Genomic DNA, 23,075 nt, shown 5'->3' with positions numbered 1-23,075 from the left:
ACTCCTTTTATTTTGACCGATCAAATCCACATTAAAAAGGTTGAGGTCGGTAAAAAGGTTAAGAGCGATCGCCCCCAGCTTAGATCAAAATGGTCAGAGTCGTCCAAGTTCAACCCTGGTAAAGCAACTGATTTGCGTTCTCAACCCTGCAACTTCAAAAATTAGCTTGCAAAGTGTTGCTAACTTTGCTATCTTAGTTAAGCGCTGAATCAAGCACCCCAATTCGCCGGGATAGCTCAGTTGGTAGAGCAGAGGACTGAAAATCCTCGTGTCACGAGTTCAAGTCTCGTTCCTGGCATTGGTTTTGGGAGTTGGAAGCAATCACTTCCCCGATTCTTCCCCCAAAGCCGAAAACTAAATATTTCAAAGCAGGGACATACCCATAGCTGCCGCATGGCTGTGTGTGAGAACGCTTATACTATAAGCCAGATTCTTTATATGGCAAGTCTCACACACAGTACTGGCTTTCTTTGTGTCAATGACAGCCAGTTACACTGAAGCAAGTCGTTAGCAAGCTGAGGCTCAATTTTTGGCAATGTATCGATGATCGGCAAAACCAAAATCGTCATCTCGGAAAGCGCTCGCGCGATTCTGTCTTTGATAGCTGGCGGCATCAACCGTTTTAAGCTCAAATTTGTTTGAGCCTTCACGATGCTCAACAACTGGCAGATCGCCGGGTTCGACCCTCAGCAAGAACTCTGCCTTGAAATCAACGGTTTTCTGAAGTTTTTGAATGCGATCGACCTCGGTCAAATACTCTGCCAACAAATCGTAAAGGGCGCGGGATTGTTGGTTAATGCGATCGGAGATCGGACGCAAAAGTTTAACGTCCTCAATCAGATTCGATTCGATTTCAAGCTTTTCGATTCTTGACTTAGCAGCCAGCGCGATCGCATTGATTTTTGGCAACTCTTGACCATCGCTTTCAACCTCAAACTGAAGGCGCTTAATCTCTGTCAGACGATCGCGGTTTTGCTCCTTGATGGCATCCTGTTTCTGGTTGAGAGCGGCTGCAATCTTTTCTAAAGTCTCGCGATCGAGCGCGGCAAAGTCCCTACAATCAAGTTGATCGAGGTCTATTTCTGTCTCAGTTGGCAGTGCTTCAGATGTCATTTTCTTTTGATAATGTTTGTAGATGAGTGTTTGTACCTTAATTTCGGTCGAGCGCGGGTATTGTGGGCTGAAACTGCACGTCGATCGTTGGATTCTGAACAACGAAACCTGCACGGATAACGGCAGTGATCGCCAGGTTAATATCCTCATACTTGGACTCAGCCTCGATACCCAAAATCTTGCATTTGCGATCCCATTGAACGCCTAGCAAGTTCATGTATGCAGGGTTGCCGACTTGAGTTTCGATGCGAGTTGCAATCTCTCCTGACTTCCGAAAGATCACCTTTCTGCTGTTTTTCGATTCCTCCCATGCAGTCCACGTCTCAGCGATCATCAAGTTAAGTTCTTGCAGGGCTTCAACTTTTGCATGGTCGATCGCCGCGATCGAGGCTAACTTCCAGTCCTTTCTGATTTCGCCTAAATCGTAGGAAATCTGCTGCTGAGAAACATCAAAATCGTATTGCTTGCTGATGATTTCAGCGATTTGAGCCTGAGTTTTTCTCTGCAAATAAAGCTTTGCGATCGTCTCCCGATCGCGCCTGACTTGATCGGGTGTTCTCTTCTTTCTCACTAGATAATCACCCGTTGATTAGAAGCCGATCTCATCAACTGCTCTGCTCTCACTTGAATCTCCGCTTCAGATTTTGCCGCGATCGTCTGCTGGGTTTGCGGCCCTGGCTGATAGATTTTTCCTATCAGTGATTCAGCGATCGCCATGTTCTGAGCATGAGTTTTCTCTTTCGATGAATTAACTCTCTCAGCTAACTCAGCCTCAATCGACACTCGCATCTCTTTCAGTTGGGCGATCGACATTGTTTTGAAGTCCATAGTCAAACATTTTGAGTTGAAACTGTCTTAATTCTACCCAGTAAAAAAGCACCCCATTCAAGAAGTGCCGACTCAAAGAAAATGACTTGCCTACATTTTAGTTCGTGTATGAAATGTTTAGGTACTAACCGATCATGGTTTCGGGATATTCGTGAACTTCTCAACTGGCACACAGCAAGTCAAAATGTAGAGCAGCCGCAGACTCAAAAACGGTCTTTTTAGTCCAGTGGTAGTCCAAGACTATTTTGACCGACAATAAGATCTATATACAGCAATGCTTTCAGAGTTTTGGTTAATTGCTCACATGGCAAAAATTCAAAGAGTGCAACCGCTAGAACCCTTGCCCCGCACAGAATGTGCCAGTTTTGCGCGATTTCTTGACTAGTCCAACCGATTATAGATTCACTACATCGGGTACTACAAGGAAATAGAGGGGTTGTGTAAAGAACCCCCGTTGCGGATGTTGAGGGCGGTCTAGCGCTATTTTCTGATAAAAACTAAATACTCTCAAGCTTCTCTGTTGGTAAAGCCTTCCTTTGAACGCGCTTCTCCACTGGAGTTATGAGTATGCCCATGATTTTCTTCCAGGTCTGTGGATCGGTAGCAGCAAGAAACTTACGTCCATCTTCCAGTTCGCAGCTAAAAGTGACCTCGGTTTTCTGACCTTTAGCAATCGCTCCTGCTACCCCTCCGACAATCAAACCTAATCCACCTGTCAAAACGCCAGCGACAAGCCCAGCGGCTAACCCCCAGCCCGCGGCAGACGCAATGCTTTTGATTTCTTCCTGGTCAACAAGATCGGCTGCTTTGATAGTGTTCAGGTCTAGCTTTTTGAACTTAGAGCCATCCATGATCGTCAGTTCAGGAAATGTATCCATGAATAGATAACTGGTATTCCATTTACCAGTTAAAATCTCTCCGCCCAACACGACGATGTGAGCCATCTTTCTTCCTTTATTAAGGTGTTTTTCTCATCTACCTAACTGAGTGACTACTGCCAGAACGATTTATTAAGGCTTTAGGTTCGCTGCATACTGGCTTTACGATCGCTCAAACTCAAAAAAAAAAGAGGCTTGTGCGGGAAAACCGCAGGCAGTCTTCTGTGGGGGTGAAGCTCCTGACGCACAAAAGACACTCTACATTTCAAACAGGGAGTGCTTTTTGATTGTCGTATTGCTTGACAGCTTTTGTGTTGCTAACCTCTACTTTTCTTCACCCTATATAGCGGTTGTTTGTTGAGTACTTTCTTGACTGGCTTGTAGTCGATCGCGGGTGCTTCTGGCAGCAGTTCATCGATCGGTAGTTGGTCGCCTTCAATCTTTTTGCGCTTCATAGATTTCCCTCTGAATTGTTTTGATTGCAGTTGTTGATAGCGGGTCAGATTCACTGAGAATCAGCCGATCGTTCCCCCGTTGCCAGATAGCATGAGAGGTTGCTGATTTACGAATCTTCTGCCATCCCGATCGCTGTAGCTTCCTAACTGCTTCCCTGAATTTCATGACACCCTCGCTAATAGTTTAATGGTTGGTTTGTAGATCGATCTGCGTACTCAGGATAGAACTCAGGATAGAACTCAGGATGAAACTCAGGATGAAACTCAGGATAGCTCAGGATGCCCATCCTGTCGTTCATCCTGAGCTGTTTTGAGGCATCCTGAAAAATCATCCTGTCATCCTGAGTCGGTGGCTTAACTGTTAGAGGAAAGCCCTAGCAGTCGCGTCAACATTTGCGCCTCACCGCTGAAAGACTCAACGTATTGGGCAAAGACTAACGGGCTTCTCTTTTGTCCTTGCGTCTTGTATCTGGTAGGGAATTGTATTGGCTTCGCTACCACTTTCCAGATATGCCCCTCGTAGGGGAAGTAATCATTTACTTGAGGCTGAACATTGAAGCCTAGAAGGTATTGCCCACTGATGCCTGACAGGTCAATCATAGGTGTCGTTTCCTTTAGGCTGTCAGGCACAATTAAGCAGCATAGGAACCACGATCGCGGCTGCTTAATTTTGTAGGGAAATGATTGTGAAACGGCGCTGATAAGTTCTTGAAAGTTCATTGTTTCGCTACCAGTTAAGCTCATCATCGGATTCAGCAGATGGCGCGATCGAGTAATTCCCATCTGTCATTTGAACAAAACTTTTAGCTACCAATTCTGTTAGAAGCTTGTCAGTTTTCGTCCTGTCTGCGGCTCTAAGCTCAGAAGTCCCTGACTTGATTTCGTGAGCCTTGAGGTTCCCTTTCGATCGCAGATGAAAAATCACCTTGACGGCAACACCGATCATCTTTTCGTTCCAACCAGGGAAAGCGTTTTTAAGGTCGATCGCTGTTGTGTCTTGACGCTCTGCCTCAACTTCCTCAACCTCATGGTCGGCGGCTGGTAGATTGAACATGCGATTCAAGTCCTGCGGTGTGGTTGAGATCTTGGGCTTGTCTTGTTTGGGAGCCTCAGCAGATTTCTCTTGAGACTTTGGCGCGTCATTTCTGACCGTTGATGGAGCCTCGATCGTCCGATTGTCTCTGTCAAAACCTGAGTGATTTTCAAGTCTGGGCATCGACAACCATTGAGACGATTTGCCATCAAAAAAGGCGCGATTGCACGGCGAGGCTTTGATAAGTCTTCTCAGTTCAGCCATGCCCCCAGACGGGGGAGGAATCAATTTTGTAGAAAGTAGTGGCTCGATAGCGGTGAGGTTTTTTTCACTGACGATCGCCAACACTCGCAAATTACCTCTCACTCCCCCGTTGAAAGGTAAGTCTTGCACTTGCACCGACTGACCTAGCACCCAGGCCCAGATACCCCTAGAATCGCCTCCTGTGATGGCACTGGAAAGCATCAGTTTCACCTTTTGAGGCGCTTTCATCTCCTTATCCGCTAAACCTAAGACGTTAGAAACATTGAGGGATTCATCAAAGATCAACAGTTTGGGTGCTGGCAGCTTTTGAAACTCCCTCAGACACCTCAGAATCCAAGTAGCGCCCTCATCAGCGTCGTCTAAGTCCTCAAAAGCTTTGCCTCGATAGATATCTGCAACGGAATCCCAATAGCCACGTTCATTAGGGTCAAACTTGGGATCAATCACAAAAACCTTTAGCGCGGGATGCTTTTGCTTCAAGACTCTCAACGCATTCGAGACAACCATGCCTTTTCCACTGCCAGGAATGCCAGCGATCAAAGCTGATTGTGGATTCTGCCCAAGGTCGATCGCGGGATTGAATAGTTCGTTTTCAGTTGGCTGAATTTGTGCGGGTGAACTTGCAGCCGGGGAAACTGGCACCTCCACAGCGCCCAGGCGCGTCTGCTCTCCAACCTGCGGGGAAGCTGCAAACTCTTTAGGCTTCTGCTGAATCACCTCGCCGTCTTCATCGACAACAAAGCTCAGTTGATCGAGGATTCTCAGGTATTCCTGCGCCATCAATCTCGCGTCGGCAGCACCCGATTCCTTGTAGTTGTCGAGAAAGATGTCCCATGCGGCGATCAGATTTACTGTATCCGCCCCGCGCAGCGAACATCCGTACATTAATTCGAGCAGGTTGGGGCAGTTTTTTAATGCTTTTAACTCAATCTTGCGGCGTGAAATGCATTGATTTGCCTCGCGATAAGCCATAAAAGCCAGAGCAGCAGCACCCAAAGGCAACGTGCCGATAAAGCCTACAGAAGCACCGCCAAACAGCCCGATCACAGCACCCGCGACCGCCAACCACTTTGAAGTAGAGGCAACAAATACCGTCTGGGCGAGAGTTTGATTCGCGATCGGTGCCAGATTTTCTAACGTTTCTTTTACCGTCCACCCCTGTTCCTGCACATAGTGCCCAAACAGGGATTCGTCATGGGCGGCGGTCTGGCGATCGCCAGCATCCTGGTTATACCGAGTTAAATTAGTCATGTTGATGAGAGTCCTTTGAATCAACGGAATCGCCCCAGAAACGCACCTCTGGGGCGTTCACCTATTTTTGAGCGTTGAAGTCCTGTAATGACGCAGCTTTCAGTCGGCGCTGATGCTCTCTGTAATGCCGCGACTGGCGGGCAGTTAATCTCAGTTGCCGCATCCAGGCTGAAAACTTGAGGCAGATCTCAAACCCCGCGACAGCAACGATCGCGCCAATCAAGCCAGGGATATTAAGCGCCCCCAACTTAATCAGAGGAAAGGCCCACAGCGCCCCGATCGTTTCAATGCCATACGCGATCGCGCTTGCACCCTGCATGTCCTCAAACAATCTCTCAGCGCTGCGTTTAGCCATGTCCCTCACGATGGGAAGCAGTGACGGGCTATTCGCGTCCTCTCTAGGTTGCGACACGGGTGAGAGTTTCAGTTTCACCGCCAAACGGTCAGCGGTGCCAGGAAAGTAGTGATCGAGGCGTGGAAAGATTTCCAGAAGTTGCAAGCCAGCGCCCAGGACGATCGATAGCCCCAACCCTGCAAGAAAATCAAATGGCAGTGGCAAGCTTCCCGCAAGGGCTGGAATCAGCAAACGGGAATAGGCGTTAATCCCGATCGTCAGGCAGATTCCAGCGCCCACATAGCCAGCGGCCATCATCACACTGGGCGAAAGGAGTCGGGTAACCAATTGCTCAATGCTGTCTCCCAAGTGGGCACCTGCGTCAATTCCTACACCCTTCTCAGGCTTGTCGTTTGGGTGTTTAGCCTTGAATCGGGTTTTGTCGAAATCACTGTCACCCGTTCGAGCTTGCGGCGTTTTTGTTTGAGTCCTTGAGTTGCGAATTGCCATAGCTAAATAAGTCCTCGTTGTTTCAAGATTCTGATGATTTGTTCTCTAGGCGCTGATTTGATGTCGCGCACAGTGCCCTCAGCGTCTACGATCGCGGTGCTTCCAGAAATAGAGCACAGCGTAGTCCTGGTTGGTAAAAGCCGCTTGTTTGCCCTTTTCTCAGGTGAGTAGTAGGCATTGCCGCCTTCAACTAATGGGTATCGCTCGTCAATCGGCTGGCACCGTTCAGCCCGTTTCAATGCCTCAGCGGTCTCTGCTGAGATATCGGTTTCTTTTTGTTGTCGAACCTGCTGCTGGTCTAGTTGCAATTGGGATTGTCGATAGAGCGAGATGGCCGCAGGTAGGCACGTCACGGTGAAGATAACTGCCAAAATTGGGGCTTGCCATTTGAGTGGAAGATTTAAGCTCACTGCCTCACCTCCAATACGATCGCGTCTTCGGGAATCTCCGAGTCATCGGCTTCAATCATCCAGCCGTTGTCGATCCACTCCTCAACATCCCCCGGTTCTCCCAAAAAAGAATGTTCGTTTGTGATTCCAAGAAAACGACAAGTCACTCGCCCGTTTTTCCCTGTTGTGGCTCCCAAGTACTGATAGATGGCGGTCGTGTCGCAGTGATTTCTAAAGATGATGGGATCGACTTTGACGAGCGTCCCGAAGTCGATACAGTCAAGCTCAGTCACTTCCTCACCTCCTGTTGCAGAAGCTTCGCTGGAACCCCTGTGAAATGCTGGAGCGCCAGTACACCACCCAAGCCAAGCCAAAGGATGAAGAAGCAAGCGATCGTGCGTTTCGTGTAGTCAGTCATTTCGTCATCTCCTTTCTGACGCGCTCTAAAAAATCGATAAGGTTTTGAATTTGCCCTGCCCGATCGTCACGCCAGAGATGGTCTCGTCTTCTCGATCGGACTGGAAAGAGATCTCAAGCCCGTCCCATACCAACTCACACAAAATCCAATCGGCAGAATCAATCTCGCACTCAAAACCTTGAGATAGCTTTACTGGGTGCTTCACTTCCTAACCTCCTGAGCTTGGGGAATCGTGACCTTGAACCGGATTCCTTTCTCGTGGGCCGTCCAGCCAGCGCAGAAGCAAATCACGCAGATGGCAACCATTGCAATTCCGCTCCAGGTGGAGCCGTCGTCTCTGTAGCGACTCATTCCTCCTCCTCTGCCTGGTAGATGCCCTCTGCGATTTGATTGGCGATCGCGATAACCAGCGGCATCGCAAAAACGGGACTTGTCCAGTTACAGGCACGATCGAGCATTAAATCAAGCGCGTCGCTTTCAGGGAGGTCGCTGTGATCTTCAATGAAGCCGTGAAAGTTATACCAGTCCGCCTCTTCCAATCCGTGGCAAGATTCCCCCCATTCGGCTATAGATCTCAAGATCCAAAATTTTTCGACAAGAGTCAGTCTTTCCAAGCGATCGCCCCAAAGACTAGCGATCTCTTTCAAGTGCCCGTCTTGATAGGTCAGTAGTGAGTTTTTCGTTACCATGTTGAAATCTCCAAATGATTGATTTGCGGTTGTTTGAGAGGTGGAGCCGTCCTTTGCCGTGGAAAGTTGGGGACGGCTTTTAAGTGGCTACGAGAGTTCTTCTAGCTCAGTTTCGTGTGCTGAGTCTTCAAACGGGCGAGGGTTGTTGAATGCAATCCAGTAGCTGAAACCAGGGCGAGACCACCAATGACCTGTAATCGTTTCGGCATATAGAATCGCAAGGATAACGCCCTCGTCGCTACTGTTGTCGGTGGTGCGAACCCGTTGCCCGATCGCAAATTTGCAAGGGGGAAGTGTGTGCATCTGCTTAAAACTCCAGGCGATCGGCAAGTAGGAGAGCAATTTTGCTCAGAAATCGCAGCCCTTCGGAATCGTTTCTAAATGTCACTTTTGCGGATTTGTGAAGGAAGCCGTCAAATGTCTCGAAGATCATCGGCTCATTTTGAAACGACAGGTGAATCTGAAGCCGTCGAATTAGCAGCTTCAGGTCATCATCTTTTGCGTTCTCGAAGTTTGCGCCGTAATGTTTTGTGATGGCAGCGATCGCGGGTGATTGAGGCGCGGGTGATTGTGGTATTAGCTCAGACATTGGTTGATACTCCAATTTGTTTGGTTAAGGATTAAGGCTCGTCTTCTGTCCAATCGGCTAAATCATCAAAGTCATCTGCTGATTGAGCTAGAGGCATTTTCTTGAGAGAGTCGGAACGATCGCCCGTGAAGTAACAACTCAAAATATGAGTGTTGATGACAGTCGGATCTGTTGTATTTAGCTGACTGCCAACCTCAAGAAAGGCAGATTGCAAATGAGTCGGAATCGTCGCTCTAAGCTGCTTCACCGTCCCTCCATTGCGGCAACCTTGCGAGTAGCCAGCGTGTAAAGTCCTCTAGCATTCGCCCAAAGTGGATCGTTCAAAACTTTGATGTTTTTCTTAGCAAGTAGCGGCTCAATGCCTGGTAACTCTGCTCCTCCTCCGACCGCAATCAAAGCCGTTGCAGAATCGCGGCGATCGTCCCAAGGTCTGACAGTGGGAGAGAGAACATCCTTCACCCATCGGGGCAACTCTTCACGGTAGACAGCTTCAAAGTTCCAATCAGGGTATTGAGTGCCATAGGTGAAAGTTTGGGCTTCAATTCCCTTGCGGACGAGGTGGCGATCGCCCTCCTTCAGTAACTTCTCTCTGATTGCGTCATGGGTTGCAATCTGGTCAAATAGCTTTTCAACGCCTCCGTTCTGGCTGTACTTGCGATCAGTCATCTTCATGCCGTTGAAGCTGGAGACGATAAGCGTCCCGTTACCCAGGTCGTAAAGAATGGCGTTTGTGGTGTCCGCTTGCTTTTGGTAGGTGATGATTGCACCCGTTCCTTCTTCCAAGCCTGCAACAACCTTGATATTGACGCGGGTTGTTTTGTGGCGAATGCGTACCCCGTGGGAACCTTCCAACGCTCTCTTTAATGCAGATCCAAGGGTTTTAGAGTCATGAACAGAAACGGCTAGAGCAACGTTCCACACCTCCCGGTAGGGAAGCTCAGACAATGCAGAGAGAAAGATTTGTAGACCCAGTTCGGGCTTACCTTGTTTGCTGTCAGTGACTCGGTAGATTGAATTGAGTCCGTTGTAATAAGCATTGATTCCACCGATCCACTGTTTACCGATAAGGTCTGAGCGATCGCCGTCTTGATATTCGACATAGCCCTTCACAGTGTCGGTTGAGCGCTCAGTGAGGTAGTGGACATAGCTCTCAGTGCGAGTTTCGCCGTTTGTCGTGACAAGCTTTAGTTGCCCGTTGCCAATGTCTACACCCATAGGCTGTAGTAGGTTGTCATAGTCTACGGTAGCCAGCAACTTAGTTGAGGGGGATGCTTTTAAATTCATGGGAATCACCTTGAATGTATAGTGGGTAATCGTTTCAGGCTATTTAAGGGGTTAGGCTCAAATAGCCTACGGTAGCCAGTGGTAGGCTAATCGCTAAAGAACTTTTCTGTTCGGTCAATACTCTTGCTTCGGCTCAATCTTTCGATTCTCTTTTCCAGATTTCGAGGTGACTCAGCAGATGAAGCGCCTCGCTGTCACTCAGGTTTTCCAATCGCTCCAAAGCGAAAACGTCAATCACTTTGCTCAAGCAATTCAGTTGATCGTCACTGAAAAAAATGTGCAGATATTCGACGATCGCTTCATAAATTGAGTGACGCGGTTTTGCTCCTTTCCAACGTCGCAAGATTCCCAACAGATGACCCTTCGATTTGACGGTCAGACCCTGCAATTGAGGGCCGTAGCGATCGGCAAACAGTCTCAATGCCTCCGAATCACCGGGATAAATGCAACTGGAATAGTTGTTTCTGTCTAACGGAATTGGATTGAATGTAGGTTGAAACGGTTCTAGCGTTGTTCTGGAAGCAGCAGTCATTTTTTAGGAATCCAATGAGGGGTGAGGTAAGAGATTGAGGCACCCCGTTGGTAGAGGTGCCGATCGATCATTGACTTGACTTTAGAACGGCAACAATTCAGCAAAGTGGCAAGCGGGGCGAGTCGGCTTGACTTTTGAAGAATCGCCCCAATCGGCGGTGGACTTGAGAAGGCAAACGCCATTGCAGAATTGAGTGCATTCTGAGCAGGTTTGTTGTGACGTAACTTGTGGCATTTTCAGGAACTCGTTAGTAGGTGAGCGGTTTGAACTCGATGTAATCAATGTAGCCTCATTTTCGGCAAAGTACTAGTACTATTACTTTGTTTTTACTTATGGCTATAAGTGTTAGAAATACTAGGCTATAGCCTTTATGCAGCAATTGATTGAAAGAAAAATGTGCTAGTACTTTGACATAAGCAGAAACTATCTCAAAGTACTAGCACTTCACAATCAATGAGATTATGCTGTGATTATGGTTTTTAATGAACGGAGGATGAAGTGACCACTTTTCAAACGCCAATGCCACGAAAGAACGCTGGGTATCGTTTAGATGAGAGATGTATTGATGCGTTGAGAGAACTGGCTAAACGCACAGGAAAATCTGTGAACGAATATCTGGAAGACTTAGTTTTTCAGCACGGCAAAGTTAATGGAGTTATTGCACCGGATGAGCAACCATTGGGTGAAACTAGAGGCGGTAAACGCGATCGCAAGCCTGACCTAAAGAAAGGAGATGGTAGCCAATAAATCAATTTGCTATTTCCGCATATCCCTCAAAGCCGCGCACTAACTAGGGAAACCATCATGATTCAGGCACTCCACAATCCAGTCTCATTGGACGAGTTTCTTGACTGGAAGCCACAGGACGGACGATTTGAACTAAGAAACGGGGTCATTGTTGAGATGCAGCCCACAGGCAAACATGAGGAAGTCACAGGCTTTTTAACCACAGAGTTGACCATCGAGGCAAGACGGCTGCAACTGCCCTACTTTCCACCAAAGCAAGCGTTGATCAAGTCGCCTACTGAGGAAAACAGCGCTTATCTGCCTGACGTTTTGCTAGTCGATCACACCCAACTCGGATCAGAGCCACTGTGGGAAAAGTCATCAACTCTAACGCGGGGTGATTCTATCCCGATCGTGGTGGAAGTCGTTTCTACCAATTGGCGCGACGATTATCTAAAGAAATTTGCAGACTACGAGGAACTGGGCATCAAAGAATATTGGATTGCAGATCACCGAGGGCTAGGCGGACGGCGGCATATTGGCACCCCTAAGCAACCGACTCTCTCAGTGTGTGAACTCGTAGACGGCGAATATCAAATCACGCAGTTTCGAGAGGGCGATCGCGTCGTCTCTCCGACGTTCCCAGATTTGAACTTGACGGCAGAGCAAATTTTAAGTGCAGGACGTTGACGATTTGCTTGATATTTAATAGGTGAATCTCGTTAAATTTGGCATTCAATCAAACTTCTCAATCGATTAGATGTAGTGAAAAAAGTAAAAGTGAGGCGCTGAGAGCTTGTAGAGAATGACCTTTAATCCAACACCTACTTTTGAATTTGCAGTTACTTCAATGGGTTATTAGTAAAACAATTTGTTCTAAGTTGAAACCGAATTAACGTCATGACAAATTCAAAGGTGAGGCGCTGTAAGACTTATAAGGCATGACTTTGTTGGATTTTAAGTCAGTATCTTGATTTTGAATATGAGTCAGCACACTACTTTTTTGAATAGAGGCACGATCATAATTTATGAGAATGCAAAAAAAGCTGCATATGTTTCCATATCTATTGCTAGAATGCTCCTATTGGAAAAATGAAGCAGGGAATAATGGCAGTCAAGTACGATTTACGAATCTCGTTTTCAGCGGGGCATGAGGAAAATCTCGCGCTGGCTGAAGCGGCTAAACAACAAAAATGCTCAAAATCTACGATCGTTCGCCAATTGATCTATAAGCATTTAACGCAAAAATCGCCTGAAGCAGTTTAAGTCTTCAAGCGATGCTGATTTGTCTAGTTATCCAGTCTCTAAGATTTCCTAAAAACGACACGTCGCCAAACAAGACGTTTTTAGAGAGATCTCGGAGATGCAACACTTTAGGAGTGCCGTTTGTTGTCTCAAAATTTTAACTCAGAATACGGGCAATTTGTTCTAAATTGTGCTCTCAATCAATCCTGCGAGGGCGATCCTCTCTCCAATTCTACCACAAGTCTCAATGCAAGCCTCACGAGTTCCAAGCTGAGACGAACTGAGATCGCACCCGTGCCCGATCGCCTCGCAATCGCCCCAAGCCGCTACTATCTCTCGTTTTCAGAGGATGGCGATCGCTGGTACATCCCGATCCAATTGTCGCTTTTTGAGGGCTGGCACCTTTTAGATTTGGTGTGCAGGGAGCGCGATCGAGAGGCAATTTTCAAGATTGTGCAGACGTTTGTTGGTAACGCGATCGAGGGGGATGTAGCATGATCTCCTCAACACAATCCAAACCAAGATCGACAAACAAATCTCACCCATGCCCCGTCTGTGGGGATGTTAAAGGCAAGTGTCGCACGTTTGCAGATAAGCCTCTTGTGCTGTGCATGACTGCCGATTTTGCCTCCGGCTGGAAGGACTTAGGCTCTACCAAAGATGGGCTTTGGAAGCAGTTTTTACCCGATACCGGGGCAACATTCGATCGCGATGAATGGCAACGCCGCAAAAGGGAAGAAAAACCCGTAGCAGTTCCGCAAACGATGAGCCTGGATGAGCGCGATCGCTTCTACATTGATTGGTTGGCTAAAGGTTCACTCAATGAGCGCGATCGGGCTGATTTAGAGCGACGTGGCGTTACTGACTTCTCGATCGCTCTATCCTCTGAAATTGGCTATGCAGTGCCATTCAAAGGGCTAGAGGGTAAATATGTAGGGGCACAGTGGCGTTACGCCGATCCGGGCGATGAGGGGCGCTATCGTTGGCACAATCTATCGGGCGGCAAATATTACCCTAGCACCGATGAAATGCCGATCGCGGTATGTCACCCAACTGGAGAGCCAAAAGGTATCGCCCTGGTCGAGGGGGCTGGCATCAAGCCGATGATCACGGCTGAAAAATTGGGGATGGTTGCGATCGGGGCGGCGGGTGGAAATCACTTAGCATCTCCGATCCAGTTGCGGCAAATCATTGAAGCGTTCCCAGGGTTGTCGATCGTCATCATCCCCGATGCAGGGGACGTGATCAATTCGCATGTGCTGAAGCGCCATAAGCGGACGGCTGCTCACTTCCCAGAGGCTAAATTTCTTTGGTGGGGTCAAACTACCAAGGAAGCAACCGACATCGACGAGGCGATCGATTCTGAAATTGGATCAGCGCGATCGCTAACATGGGCAGAGTTTGAGGCGTTAAACCCAAGCGGTAAAGGGTTTGGGAAAGCAGCAACTGAGCCAAGCGATCGCCAGAAGCTCATTGACCATCGAGCTAAAAAGTTTCTGCGCCACTGGGATGACTTGAAGCGAGATTTCCAGCTTCCCAAGTTGATCGAGGGTGTTGAGCAATTCGAGTACGAGGGCTTTTGCCCTACTCTCGATCTCGTATCCTACGATTCGATTTTGGTTCAGGGTTGGGTTGGCGCTGGCAAAACCGAGGCGATGCTGCGATCTCTGGCACCCGGTAAAGAGTATCGCGCGATCGTTGCCGTAACGCCTCTCAACGGACTCGGAAGGCAGCTTGAGCAACGTGCTGAACGCATGGGCTTCGACGCGAAGCAGTACCAAAGCGATGTCTTCATCAATCGGATGATGATTAGTGCTGGAGAGGCAGGGATAACAATCAATTGTGTTGAAAGTCTCAAGCCCTATGCGGTGAAAGATGTTAACTGGGGGCAGCATACCCTCGTGATCGACGAGTTTGCAGCAATTCGCAAAGCGATTTCAACCAAGGCTGAGAGGGCAGAATTCTTTAGAGCGATCGCAGAATGTAGCCTACTCATCGTTGCTGATGCTTTTCTTAGCGCTGCGGATATTGCGCTCATCAGGAAGCTTAGAGGCGGCTCAATGGCGCTCTATCGTCAAAAGTTCGTTAAGTCGCCCGTCCGCATCAAATGGCTTGAAACCCTCAACAAACAAGGGGAAATCTCTTTTCGGCATGATGGAATCTACTTTGATTTGCTGCGGAAGTGGATTGAGGGAGGCGAAGTGAAAGGCAGAATTGCGATCGCGACCGATGCTCTGTCGATCGCCAAGGCTATCAAAACCTTTGTAGAGACGCTCAAATATCCCAACGGGCGATCGCCCCGTGTGTGGTTGGCTTGCTCGGAGACGGTTGAGGAAAACGCCGCCTTCATGCCGAACCCAGACGGAATCATTGAAAGAGCCAGTCACCCGATCGACGTTGTGATCTACACGCCCACCGCCAAAAGTGGGCTGGATATTCAAGCACCGTTCGATCGGGGACTGCTCATCAGTTGCGGCGTACTCAGTCCGACCGACATGCTCCAAATGTTGGGGCGATGCCGTCAGTGCCTCGAATGGTGGGTCAGCGCTCCAAGGTTTTCAGACGCAAACGGGGATTTACCGTCCCTGGACTCCAAAAGCGTCAAGCGGGCGATCGCACGGATTCAAGATAGCTTTGCTGAGTTAGGCTTTGATGCACCACAGGCAGAGCAAGGCTTGGCTGTGTGGACGGAAGCGACCCAGGCGATCGAAAAGCAGTTCAATAGTGAGTACGTTTACGCCCTTTTGAATGAGTATTTTGAGTCGGTTGAAACCGTCACGATCGACTACGCTTCTCCAACCGAATGGCGAAACGCGATCGCTCAAATCAAACAGCAAGACGCTGAGAACACGCTCAACGCCAACCTGCAAAACGGTTCGCGCCTCGTAGACGGCAAGAAGCAACCGTCTCGAAACTCTGAAGTCTGGGATTGCAAACTAGCCCTGTTTGATCAGAAGTATCCAAGGCTAGGTAAACGACTCGCGACCGAGTTTCGTGACGCAAGTAAAGATTTAGAGCGTAAAGACGAGATTTTGAAGTTGTTTCGAGAGCTAAACTCTCGTAGGGCAAACAAGCTTAAAAATTGGCTACAAGCGATCGAGGGCAAGCCAGAGGATGAAATTGACTTGAGCGCCCTGCTGCGATCGCATCGGATGAATTATTCGAGCCGATCGTTCAAAACGTTGCAGAACCTGAAGCTGTTTCGATCGCTCAACCTGGAACGACTTGCAAAACTCACATCTAAGAGTGCGAAGGAATTTTTAGCGGATGAGTCAGCATTTCGGGTTAATTCTTCGATTGTGTTTGAGCTTTATCGCGAGTTTGAGCGCGATCGCAAACTGAGGCGGCTATTTCCCTTGATTTCAGGGCAGATCGACTTATGGAATGCCATCAAGAAGTGCTTGAAAGCTTTAGGTTTTGAGAGCTTTGGCAAAACGATCCGCATTGAATCGGAGGAAATGCACCCCAATGGCAGAAACTCCGATGGAAGCCAGCGATTCAGCCCTTCCAAATCCTTATATTTCATCGGATGGCTTTTGATGGAGTGCAGTGGCAGTGCTTTCTTCAGAGAGAATTTCACTTTCATTGTTGAAGCGATTCGCGATCGTCTTGAAGCCGAACGGGAGGAGCGCAGGGCATGGCGAGAGAGACAAGAATCGCCGCCAGACATTCCGATAGCGGCATAAACGCCCCATCGATTGAGCAATTAAAGCGAGAATGCCACTCTCTTGTGGAGTCGATCGCCCAAAAATCCTATTCGACGAAGCGATTGCTCTGGGTCAGACGCGCTCTAACGCTCTACCTCAACTACAAAGCAAATCGCTGAAAGCCTTACACAGCCCATCTCACACACAAAATAATGACTGGAAAGCAGTGGTTTTTTACTGCCGAAGCAGCGATCGCGCTTGATTTGCCTTCGGAAAAACTGAGAGAGTTATACAGAAGCGGCATGTTCAAGGTGGGATTCCACTATCGGGACACTTCGCCAATCGGCTCTAAACGTCCGACGCTGCAATTTCACGTCAAGCGAGTCGAGGAAGTCTTAAACACGCCACCAGAGAAGCGTAAATGGCACAAATAGATGAGATTAACGCCCGCCTCAAAGCGGGCAGAGTCGGCGTATACGTCCGTCAAAAGGGCGATCGCCTCTACCTGCGCGGTACTTTTCCTCCCAAAACAGGCGAGACAAAGCCCAAGAACCGATACATTTCACTGAAAATCTATGCCAGTCCTGCTGGCTTCAAGCAGGCAGAAGCGGAAGCCCTCAAAGCAGGCGCACAGATGGCTTGTAGGGAATTCGATTGGAAACAATGGGAGCCAGAAACCGAAGCCGGAAGCGAATTAGAATCGGTTGCCAGTTGGTTAGAACGCTTTGAGCGCAACTATTTTGAGCGCCGATCGCGCACCCCAAAATCGGAAACCACTTGGCGCACTGATTATTTCCAACCGTTCCGCCAGTTGCCCAAAGATGCCCCATTAACTGCTGAGTTGCTGCGTCAGTCAATACTTGAGTCAGAACCCGACACACGCAATCGTCAGCGGCGCTGTATGGCACTTGGGGCGATCGCTCGGTTTGCGGGGCTAGAACTCGACACAAAGAGCCTGCGAGGGGATTATTCCCCGAAACGGTTGAACCCACGCGATTTGCCCACTGATAAGGAGATCAGCGAGTGGCGCGATCGCATTCCGAACGAGCAATGGCAGTACGCATTCGGACTGATGGCTTGCTATGGGCTGAGGAATCACGAATTGTTTCACATTGACCTAAAACGACTGCGGGAAAGCCCCGTCCTAAGCCTGATTGAAGATGGCAATGGCGGCGGAAAGACAGGCTCTAGGCGCGTTTGGGCAGTTTACCCGGAATGGTGGGACAAATGGCGATTGTGGGACATCTCACTACTGCCACAGGTGACGGGCAAGGACAATTCAGCTTTAGGCAACCGAGTCACTCATGCCTTCAAACGGTACGGCTTTGAAAAGCCCTACAACCTGCGCCACGCTTGGGCAGTACGAACGATCGAATTCGGTTTGCCCGTCGAACTGGCAGCCCAACAAATGGGGCACAGCTACAAAATCCACTGCGAAATCTATCACCACTGGATTTCTGATGAGGTTCACCAAAGGGCTTATGACCTAGCAATGAAACGACCCGATCGACCATTGCCCCCTTGACTTCCCCAATTCTTCCCACTTTTTGGCTTATTTCTTGGAACGTTTGAGCATAATTTAGTACATTTGCTCAAACCGGAAAGCCTGATTTTATAAGGGTTTTAGCCTGTATCGCTGTGGTACAGGCGTTTTTGTTGTGTGGACTGAAAATCCTCGTGTCACGAGTTCAAGTCTCGTTCCTGGCATCCAGTAAAACCAAGCCAAAAGTCCAGAGAGAAGCCCTTCTCAGCTTTGTTTTTGGCAATTTTATCTGGAAGCCTGACTTTTCTGATGGGTCTTTTTAGATGAATCTATACTGCATCAGGGTATAGATTGCGTGTTACGACAGGACTGAAAGCGAAGCGTTAGTAGGGAGTCTAACCCCTGTTTATGAGTGGTGTGGCATTGGTCAAGGCAACTAGAAATGGCGGCTTTGAACTGAGCGAAGTCAGCAGAATAGGTCGAGTACAAGCACTGCTTTTTAACAAACTTCCACAACCGCTCAATCAAATTTAAGTTGGGGGAATCAGGCGGTAGGTAGGGCAACTCAATTTGGAGCGAGGCGGCAAGCTCAGTGACGAGGGCACATTTTTGGTAACGGGCATTGTCCAGCACCAAGGTTATCGGGACACTCAGCCCTAAAGCCGCTAGTTTCCTTAACAACTCACAAACACTCTGGGCGTTGATGTAAGCGTCATTGGTCACGAGGACGAGTTCGTGGGTGAGGGCATTCATCGCCGCTAAGACGTTAAAGCGCTGTCGTCCTGCCCCCGTTTTGACAAACAAGCGATCGAAACACCACAAAAACCCCAGGTAGGCTGCCAAGACAAAGGGGGCGGCATCCACAAAAAACACGGCTCGCTTGCCCGCTTTTGCTTGCTCTAGGCGAGGCTCCAACTGGTTTTTTTATAGCCTCCTGCGCTTCTGGGTCGGCTTTGGCGGGAAGCACGCCGAACTCGACGATACTTCATGCCCATCCCTTGCAGAAATACTTGTACCTGGCTGCGACTGCGCCGAATCCCCGTCAACGCCTCTATCTTCGCCGCTGCTTGTGCCAAGCTTTGAGGAGGATGTGCCCTAAAGTAGGCTTCCAATGTGGTTTGGTGCTGCTTCAACTCACTTTGGGGTTGATAAAAGGTCAACACTTTCAGTCCGGCAATCCCCCTTGCTTGGTAGTCTTTGAGGTAGCTTCGTAGCGTGTTCTGACTCACCTGTAGTAGTTGTGCAATCTCCCAGTGAGGCTGTGAGTAGTTTTTGCAGCTTTACGGAGATCTAGAAACAGTCCGCTCCAATCGGGGTGTTATGTGTGGCTCGTCTCAACCGATCGCTCCCCCACTTCGCCAGCCCAACTCTCAAAAGACGAAGAACTCGACCTTCGCGGACGGCTTTAAATCCTATGCGACCCGTCACCTCCCAACCTTCACGAAACATCTGTGCCAAAGTCAACACCGATAAGTCCGCGCAACCGTGATCAATCACCTTGACTTTCGCAGTCACCAACCCGTTCTCGTTAGCGTTGGTATTCGGATGAACGACAACTCTGAGAGACCAAATTGATTGCTGTTCGGGCTGGCGGCATAACGGCACAGGTCAGCGGCTGTCGATCGACCCGAAACGCAGACGAGAAAAGTCTCAACAGTCCGCTGCACCGAGTTGTTGGGGAGCACCTTCGCACTCACCGAGAAACGCTTCGCGCAACACGACGAAGAACTCTGGTAAGAACGAGATCGACGCACCCACCCACACCGAAGCAAACAAAACGCGAAACTCTCAAACCAATCAGCGGAACGAGAGAACCGAGATGCTTTGCGCCCACCGCGAGAGGCTGCCCAACGGCAAAGGTCAGCGGCTGTAGATCAACCCGAAACGTAGACGAGAAGGACGAATCAGTCCGCTGCACCGACGGGTTGGGGAGCTTCTTCGCGCTGAACGAGAAAGGCTTCGCGCAACACGACGAAAAACTCTTGGCAAGAGCGCGATCGACGCACCCCCTATCAACGCAGCCAACCAAACGCGAGACGATCGAACTCACAAACAGAACGAGACAAGCCCGTCTCTCTGCGCTCACGGCGAGAGGCTGCCCAACGGCGCGGTTGAGCGGCTGCAAATAACCTCGTCAGCCAAATCAGCAGCTTTCGGCAGTCCGCTCCAACCGAATTGTTAGACCGCGCCGCTACCTTGATAGCTGCTGAACTGTCAATCTAAAACCTGAAGCTACACTGTAGAAGGTATCTAGCTCCTGAACATCTTGCAACAGTCTGTCATTATAGACAGCGAAATCGCGCAGAATGTCTTTCCCAGAAGTGTCCTTACCTTTAAGAGAGAGAATTCCAGTGATTACAGCAGCAGGGACACCACCAGGCTGAAAAGGATTACCGAAATCAACTTGAGCTAACAAACCTTTAGCGGTATCTCCTTGTACGGTAAATAACTGTTCCCCTTTAGCAAAAAGAGGTGAACCTGAAAGTGATGGTCTGGAGAACGTTACTTCTATTGGGGAAGAAACATCTAAGTTAATCAAGTTCCCCTCCTCTTGAAAACTGATGTTTTGTAGATTGGTGACAAAGTGGGGAGTTGGTGCTCCAATGGGGTTTGGTCTATTGGTTGGCGTTGCAACCTGCCAGGTAGAGTTGTTCTCGTAGGTAATCTTATTATCACCGCAGTAAGCAAAACCTGTTCTTGCTTGAACCGCACGATTAATTCGCTTTGCAATTGCAAAAAGTAAATCAGCACCTGCGTCTCCAGCACCCGTATGACATGAAACGATTGTCAAGATAGGATAGCTCTTTGATTGCAATCGCTGCAACTCTGGACCCCAATCGGCTTCATTCCATGTCATTAAAAACTTTCTTGAATCACTAGCATTTTGTCCTTCTCCGGTAATTAGCAACCCTTCATTTCCATGTCCAACGATTACAGGATTTTTTGAGCCAGAAGCGGTTGAAGTAAGAGGTAGACCCCCAACGAGATTGTTTATAGCAGCGGCTGTTGAATCATGCCGAAGACTACTCGAATAAGCTCCAGCAGCACAATTTAAAAATCCATTGTCAGGTGCGCTATCGACTGTGGCAAGTGTACCAACACCCAGAAGTTCAGGCTCGTATGTATATTCCATCGTTTGCTCCTTATTTAGAACGAAAATTCTCCAATTTCGTTTGTGCCACAATTACCTGTGCTCATGAAAGTAATGAAACCTAACAGCACAGTCGATCGGCAGCTAGTAATCTCAGAAACACACCAAAATTTTTTGACTATCCACTTCAACATAGTGTTAGTCTGACTTACAACACTTTAAAACCGAATAAAAAGCCGCAATTAAGAGTCTGAACTACGGGAAGTAGCGGTAATAGTTAGTTTCAAGGTATTCACAGTCACAAAACCACCATTGAAACCGTTTACTGTATCTAAAGTCCACGCTACAAAGCTAGTTTTAAGTTGTTCTTTGGCTTTTTGAATTGCATCAGCAAGTGCCTCCTGAAAATCTCCTCTTTCTGAAATACCTTCAAAGATTCCACGATCCAGAACTTTCTGCGAATCAACCTGTTCGCTAGAATCTACATAACGATGTAGTTCTGAAACTCTGGTTTTCACTATTGCTACTCGTCTAGCAGCATTGAACACAAGCTGCATCGTCCCTCCTTGTCCTGAATATAGGGTATCGATCAGTGCGAATTCCTTATCTCTATATTCAATCCATTTCAACTGGGCAGCTTTTAGAACTTCCTGACCTTGAAAATCAAGTCTTTGCCTCAGTTCTTTGTAAATTCTATTCAACTCCTCATCCCACTGGTCATATGCTCTGCGTAGACAATTCAGTTGACCGCTTGTAGATGGGTTCTTTCCTAGACAATCCTCCAACTCTTTATCGATAGGGTCTTGGAGTGCTTTGCCAATACTGGACATAATCACTTCGGTATTGACTTCAAGCGCAAAGTTGGCGAGAAATAATTTGACAAACTGTTTCCACTTATTAATCTTTTCACCACCAAATATACCTAATCGGGGTATATCTACTTGAGTTGTACCAATGCCGAATTGATTAAGGAGGGTAGGCTCAGGTGTTGCTAAACCATATTCCTCAGCCTTCTCACAAGCTAATTTGCGTGGAATGCTGTAGTTCCCAATCCATCTCTGCCCGTCTTTTGAGCCTTCAGAATCTCCTGCAAAAATAGACCAATTGAGTTTATTAGAGCTACCGATTCCGCTGCTGCACTCACCGGAGGCTAAGGTGCTGTTATAAATTGTTACTTCAAATATTTTCGCAATATAAACTTCGAGAAATGTCAGACGACCGGATGATGCTGGTTCCTGTAACCGCTTTGAAGAAATAGGTACAACTAAACGGCACGGACCACTTGTTAAGGGTTCTTCTCGACCTTCAGAAAGTACGATCTCCGAAAACTCAACTTGCAACTTTTCCCTAGAATCTGTAAAAATCTCAGACATTTTAAGAATCCTTGAAACTACAAGCTTTTGCGCTTTTCACCATGATTATTCCTTCTTAACCGATTGAATCCGGACGTTTTGGAAGGCTTGTGGCTTGAAATGAAATAACTACCAGTCGGAGCGCTTCACACTCCTCACGTCATCTAATAACCATGAAGATACCAGCACTAGGAAATTGAGCGGTCTAACTTATGTTTAGACTGATCTCGTCTATTTAACCTCCCTGATTCGGGTGATTAGGCTGAAAATTGTCTGGCTAACCCTCCCAAGGGGGCGATTAGGCTGAAAAACTTTCGGATAACTCCTCAAATCTCAGATTAGGGCAGACAAGATTCTGTATAACACCCCAAATTGGGAAGTTATACAGAATTACGCTTGCCCCGAAATAATATCTCTGAATCGAGAAAATAATCCCGTTGCTTTAGGAAATCTTCATAGTCAGTACGGAGTATCACGTTGTGGCATTTAGTGCATTAATACTATCAACCTCTCAGTAATCTGATCTATAGAACCGCGTCCCAAAAAACTGCTCGATCGAGTTCGTGATGCCATTCGACTAGAACACTACTCCTACCGCACAGAACAGAGCTACGTTGCCTGGATACGACGCTATATTCTTTTTCACCACAAGCAGCACCCCAAAGACATGGGCGTTGCAGACATTGAAGCTTTTCTCAGTCATCTGGCAGTCTCGGACCAAGTTTCTGCCTCCACTCAAAACCAGGCGCTCTGTGTCTTGACTAAAACGGCAGGTACAAGGAACGAGTCGATTCCCAAATGCCTGATTAACGTTTCTCCAAAAAATGGGGTATTCCAAAAAATCAAAAATCTGTGTAAGATGTCGGCAGGTGGAGATCACGCCCCGGAAATCTGATCGCCAAATCAGACCTCCGAGGACTTCCATCCAAAGTTACACTAACTAACTTCGGAGGCGTTCATGATT

General features: G+C 48.1%; 31 protein-coding genes, 1 tRNA gene and 1 pseudogene. 10 read left to right on the top strand and 23 right to left on the bottom strand.

Annotation, left to right across the window (positions count from 1 at the left end; all coding sequences use genetic code 11):
• Positions 1 to 225 precede the first annotated feature (225 nt).
• Positions 226 to 298 (top strand) — tRNA-Phe (locus ACJ2PR_RS17875).
• A gap of 224 nt (positions 299 to 522) precedes the next feature.
• Here ACJ2PR_RS17875 and ACJ2PR_RS17870 read toward each other — a convergent pair.
• The 19 genes from ACJ2PR_RS17870 to ACJ2PR_RS17780 all read right to left on the bottom strand — a co-directional run bounded on the left by ACJ2PR_RS17870 (position 523) and on the right by ACJ2PR_RS17780 (position 10,801).
• Positions 523 to 1,113, bottom strand: coding sequence for a hypothetical protein (locus ACJ2PR_RS17870; RefSeq protein WP_446878000.1), 591 nt, complete (start codon positions 1,111 to 1,113; stop codon positions 523 to 525).
• 37 nt (positions 1,114 to 1,150) lie between these two features.
• On the bottom strand, positions 1,151 to 1,684 hold the full coding sequence (locus tag ACJ2PR_RS17865) for a hypothetical protein (RefSeq protein ID WP_446877999.1): 534 nt from the start codon (positions 1,682 to 1,684) through the stop codon (positions 1,151 to 1,153).
• Positions 1,684 to 1,941, bottom strand: coding sequence for a hypothetical protein (locus ACJ2PR_RS17860; RefSeq protein WP_446877998.1), 258 nt, complete (start codon positions 1,939 to 1,941; stop codon positions 1,684 to 1,686). The genes ACJ2PR_RS17865 and ACJ2PR_RS17860 overlap by 1 nt, the downstream gene beginning before the upstream one ends.
• Before the next feature lie 497 nt (positions 1,942 to 2,438).
• Entirely contained in the window at positions 2,439 to 2,885 is a 447-nt protein-coding gene (locus ACJ2PR_RS17855) for a hypothetical protein (protein ID WP_446877997.1), read from the bottom strand.
• Between the two features lie 251 nt (positions 2,886 to 3,136).
• On the bottom strand, positions 3,137 to 3,274 hold the full coding sequence (locus ACJ2PR_RS17850) for a hypothetical protein (protein ID WP_446877996.1): 138 nt from the start codon (positions 3,272 to 3,274) through the stop codon (positions 3,137 to 3,139).
• A gap of 727 nt (positions 3,275 to 4,001) precedes the next feature.
• Positions 4,002 to 5,822, bottom strand: coding sequence for a hypothetical protein (locus tag ACJ2PR_RS17845; protein ID WP_446877995.1), 1,821 nt, complete (start codon positions 5,820 to 5,822; stop codon positions 4,002 to 4,004).
• A gap of 61 nt (positions 5,823 to 5,883) precedes the next feature.
• Positions 5,884 to 6,666, bottom strand: a complete 783-nt coding sequence (locus tag ACJ2PR_RS17840; protein ID WP_446877994.1) for a hypothetical protein — start codon at positions 6,664 to 6,666, stop codon at positions 5,884 to 5,886.
• A 2-nt stretch (positions 6,667 to 6,668) separates the two neighbouring features.
• Positions 6,669 to 7,076: a hypothetical protein gene (locus ACJ2PR_RS17835; RefSeq protein ID WP_446877993.1), complete on the bottom strand. Its 408-nt coding sequence runs from the start codon at positions 7,074 to 7,076 to the stop codon at positions 6,669 to 6,671.
• Entirely contained in the window at positions 7,073 to 7,348 is a 276-nt protein-coding gene (locus ACJ2PR_RS17830; RefSeq protein WP_446877992.1) for a hypothetical protein, read from the bottom strand. The genes ACJ2PR_RS17835 and ACJ2PR_RS17830 overlap by 4 nt, the downstream gene beginning before the upstream one ends.
• On the bottom strand, positions 7,345 to 7,473 hold the full coding sequence (locus ACJ2PR_RS17825; protein ID WP_446877991.1) for a hypothetical protein: 129 nt from the start codon (positions 7,471 to 7,473) through the stop codon (positions 7,345 to 7,347). Before ACJ2PR_RS17825 ends, ACJ2PR_RS17830 begins: the two co-directional genes overlap by 4 nt.
• A 25-nt stretch (positions 7,474 to 7,498) precedes the next feature.
• A complete protein-coding gene (locus ACJ2PR_RS17820; protein WP_446877990.1) occupies positions 7,499 to 7,678 on the bottom strand; it encodes a hypothetical protein in 180 nt (59 codons plus the stop codon).
• Positions 7,675 to 7,824, bottom strand: coding sequence for a hypothetical protein (locus ACJ2PR_RS17815; protein ID WP_446877989.1), 150 nt, complete (start codon positions 7,822 to 7,824; stop codon positions 7,675 to 7,677). The genes ACJ2PR_RS17820 and ACJ2PR_RS17815 overlap by 4 nt, the downstream gene beginning before the upstream one ends.
• Positions 7,821 to 8,162, bottom strand: a complete 342-nt coding sequence (locus ACJ2PR_RS17810; protein ID WP_446877988.1) for a hypothetical protein — start codon at positions 8,160 to 8,162, stop codon at positions 7,821 to 7,823. Before ACJ2PR_RS17810 ends, ACJ2PR_RS17815 begins: the two co-directional genes overlap by 4 nt.
• An 87-nt stretch (positions 8,163 to 8,249) precedes the next feature.
• Positions 8,250 to 8,465 (bottom strand): hypothetical protein, encoded by a 216-nt coding sequence (locus ACJ2PR_RS17805; RefSeq protein ID WP_446877987.1) that lies wholly within the window; start codon positions 8,463 to 8,465, stop codon positions 8,250 to 8,252.
• Positions 8,466 to 8,469: 4 nt separating this feature from the next.
• A complete protein-coding gene (locus tag ACJ2PR_RS17800; RefSeq protein ID WP_446877986.1) occupies positions 8,470 to 8,751 on the bottom strand; it encodes a hypothetical protein in 282 nt (93 codons plus the stop codon).
• A 31-nt stretch (positions 8,752 to 8,782) separates the two neighbouring features.
• Positions 8,783 to 8,998, bottom strand: coding sequence for a hypothetical protein (locus ACJ2PR_RS17795; RefSeq protein WP_446877985.1), 216 nt, complete (start codon positions 8,996 to 8,998; stop codon positions 8,783 to 8,785).
• Positions 8,995 to 10,035 carry a ParM/StbA family protein gene (locus ACJ2PR_RS17790; RefSeq protein WP_446877984.1) on the bottom strand — a complete coding sequence of 347 codons (1,041 nt, stop codon included), beginning with the start codon at positions 10,033 to 10,035 and terminating at the stop codon, positions 8,995 to 8,997. The genes ACJ2PR_RS17795 and ACJ2PR_RS17790 overlap by 4 nt, the downstream gene beginning before the upstream one ends.
• 133 nt (positions 10,036 to 10,168) lie before the next feature.
• Positions 10,169 to 10,567 carry a hypothetical protein gene (locus ACJ2PR_RS17785; RefSeq protein WP_446877983.1) on the bottom strand — a complete coding sequence of 133 codons (399 nt, stop codon included), beginning with the start codon at positions 10,565 to 10,567 and terminating at the stop codon, positions 10,169 to 10,171.
• An 81-nt stretch (positions 10,568 to 10,648) separates the two neighbouring features.
• Positions 10,649 to 10,801: a hypothetical protein gene (locus ACJ2PR_RS17780; RefSeq protein ID WP_446877982.1), complete on the bottom strand. Its 153-nt coding sequence runs from the start codon at positions 10,799 to 10,801 to the stop codon at positions 10,649 to 10,651.
• A gap of 285 nt (positions 10,802 to 11,086) precedes the next feature.
• Here ACJ2PR_RS17780 and ACJ2PR_RS17775 point away from each other — a divergent pair, with 285 nt between their 5' ends.
• The 7 genes from ACJ2PR_RS17775 (at position 11,087) to ACJ2PR_RS17745 (ending at position 17,710) form a co-directional block, all read left to right on the top strand.
• On the top strand, positions 11,087 to 11,314 hold the full coding sequence (locus tag ACJ2PR_RS17775; protein WP_446877981.1) for a hypothetical protein: 228 nt from the start codon (positions 11,087 to 11,089) through the stop codon (positions 11,312 to 11,314).
• Positions 11,315 to 11,371: 57 nt separating this feature from the next.
• Positions 11,372 to 11,983: a Uma2 family endonuclease gene (locus ACJ2PR_RS17770; RefSeq protein ID WP_446877980.1), complete on the top strand. Its 612-nt coding sequence runs from the start codon at positions 11,372 to 11,374 to the stop codon at positions 11,981 to 11,983.
• A 417-nt stretch (positions 11,984 to 12,400) separates the two neighbouring features.
• A complete protein-coding gene (locus ACJ2PR_RS17765; RefSeq protein WP_446877979.1) occupies positions 12,401 to 12,559 on the top strand; it encodes a hypothetical protein in 159 nt (52 codons plus the stop codon).
• A gap of 120 nt (positions 12,560 to 12,679) precedes the next feature.
• A complete protein-coding gene (locus ACJ2PR_RS17760; RefSeq protein WP_446877978.1) occupies positions 12,680 to 13,036 on the top strand; it encodes a hypothetical protein in 357 nt (118 codons plus the stop codon).
• A 113-nt stretch (positions 13,037 to 13,149) separates the two neighbouring features.
• Positions 13,150 to 16,224 carry a hypothetical protein gene (locus ACJ2PR_RS17755; RefSeq protein WP_446877977.1) on the top strand — a complete coding sequence of 1,025 codons (3,075 nt, stop codon included), beginning with the start codon at positions 13,150 to 13,152 and terminating at the stop codon, positions 16,222 to 16,224.
• Between the two features lie 173 nt (positions 16,225 to 16,397).
• Entirely contained in the window at positions 16,398 to 16,619 is a 222-nt protein-coding gene (locus ACJ2PR_RS17750; protein ID WP_446877976.1) for a hypothetical protein, read from the top strand.
• Positions 16,607 to 17,710, top strand: coding sequence for a hypothetical protein (locus ACJ2PR_RS17745; RefSeq protein ID WP_446877975.1), 1,104 nt, complete (start codon positions 16,607 to 16,609; stop codon positions 17,708 to 17,710). The genes ACJ2PR_RS17750 and ACJ2PR_RS17745 overlap by 13 nt, the downstream gene beginning before the upstream one ends.
• A gap of 297 nt (positions 17,711 to 18,007) precedes the next feature.
• Here ACJ2PR_RS17745 and ACJ2PR_RS17740 read toward each other — a convergent pair.
• Positions 18,008 to 18,942, bottom strand: a pseudogene (locus tag ACJ2PR_RS17740) (IS630 family transposase); the annotation flags it as partial.
• 16 nt (positions 18,943 to 18,958) lie between these two features.
• Positions 18,959 to 19,183, bottom strand: coding sequence for a hypothetical protein (locus tag ACJ2PR_RS17735; RefSeq protein ID WP_446867989.1), 225 nt, complete (start codon positions 19,181 to 19,183; stop codon positions 18,959 to 18,961).
• Between the two features lie 56 nt (positions 19,184 to 19,239).
• Between ACJ2PR_RS17735 and ACJ2PR_RS17730 the strand changes: the two genes are divergently transcribed.
• Entirely contained in the window at positions 19,240 to 19,797 is a 558-nt protein-coding gene (locus tag ACJ2PR_RS17730; RefSeq protein ID WP_446867990.1) for a hypothetical protein, read from the top strand.
• 62 nt (positions 19,798 to 19,859) lie between these two features.
• On the opposite strand, the gene ACJ2PR_RS17725 is transcribed toward ACJ2PR_RS17730, so the two are convergent.
• Both ACJ2PR_RS17725 and ACJ2PR_RS17720 read right to left on the bottom strand, forming a co-directional pair.
• Positions 19,860 to 20,801: a hypothetical protein gene (locus ACJ2PR_RS17725; RefSeq protein ID WP_446867991.1), complete on the bottom strand. Its 942-nt coding sequence runs from the start codon at positions 20,799 to 20,801 to the stop codon at positions 19,860 to 19,862.
• A 200-nt stretch (positions 20,802 to 21,001) separates the two neighbouring features.
• Positions 21,002 to 22,132 (bottom strand): lysozyme inhibitor LprI family protein, encoded by a 1,131-nt coding sequence (locus ACJ2PR_RS17720; RefSeq protein WP_446867992.1) that lies wholly within the window; start codon positions 22,130 to 22,132, stop codon positions 21,002 to 21,004.
• Positions 22,133 to 22,637: 505 nt separating this feature from the next.
• Here ACJ2PR_RS17720 and ACJ2PR_RS17715 point away from each other — a divergent pair.
• Positions 22,638 to 23,006, top strand: a complete 369-nt coding sequence (locus ACJ2PR_RS17715) for a site-specific integrase (RefSeq protein WP_446878015.1) — start codon at positions 22,638 to 22,640, stop codon at positions 23,004 to 23,006.
• Positions 23,007 to 23,075: the final 69 nt, after the last annotated feature.

The sequence above is a fragment of the Phormidesmis sp. 146-33 genome (assembly GCF_052939515.1).
This window is presented reverse-complemented; position numbering and strand designations above follow the sequence as displayed.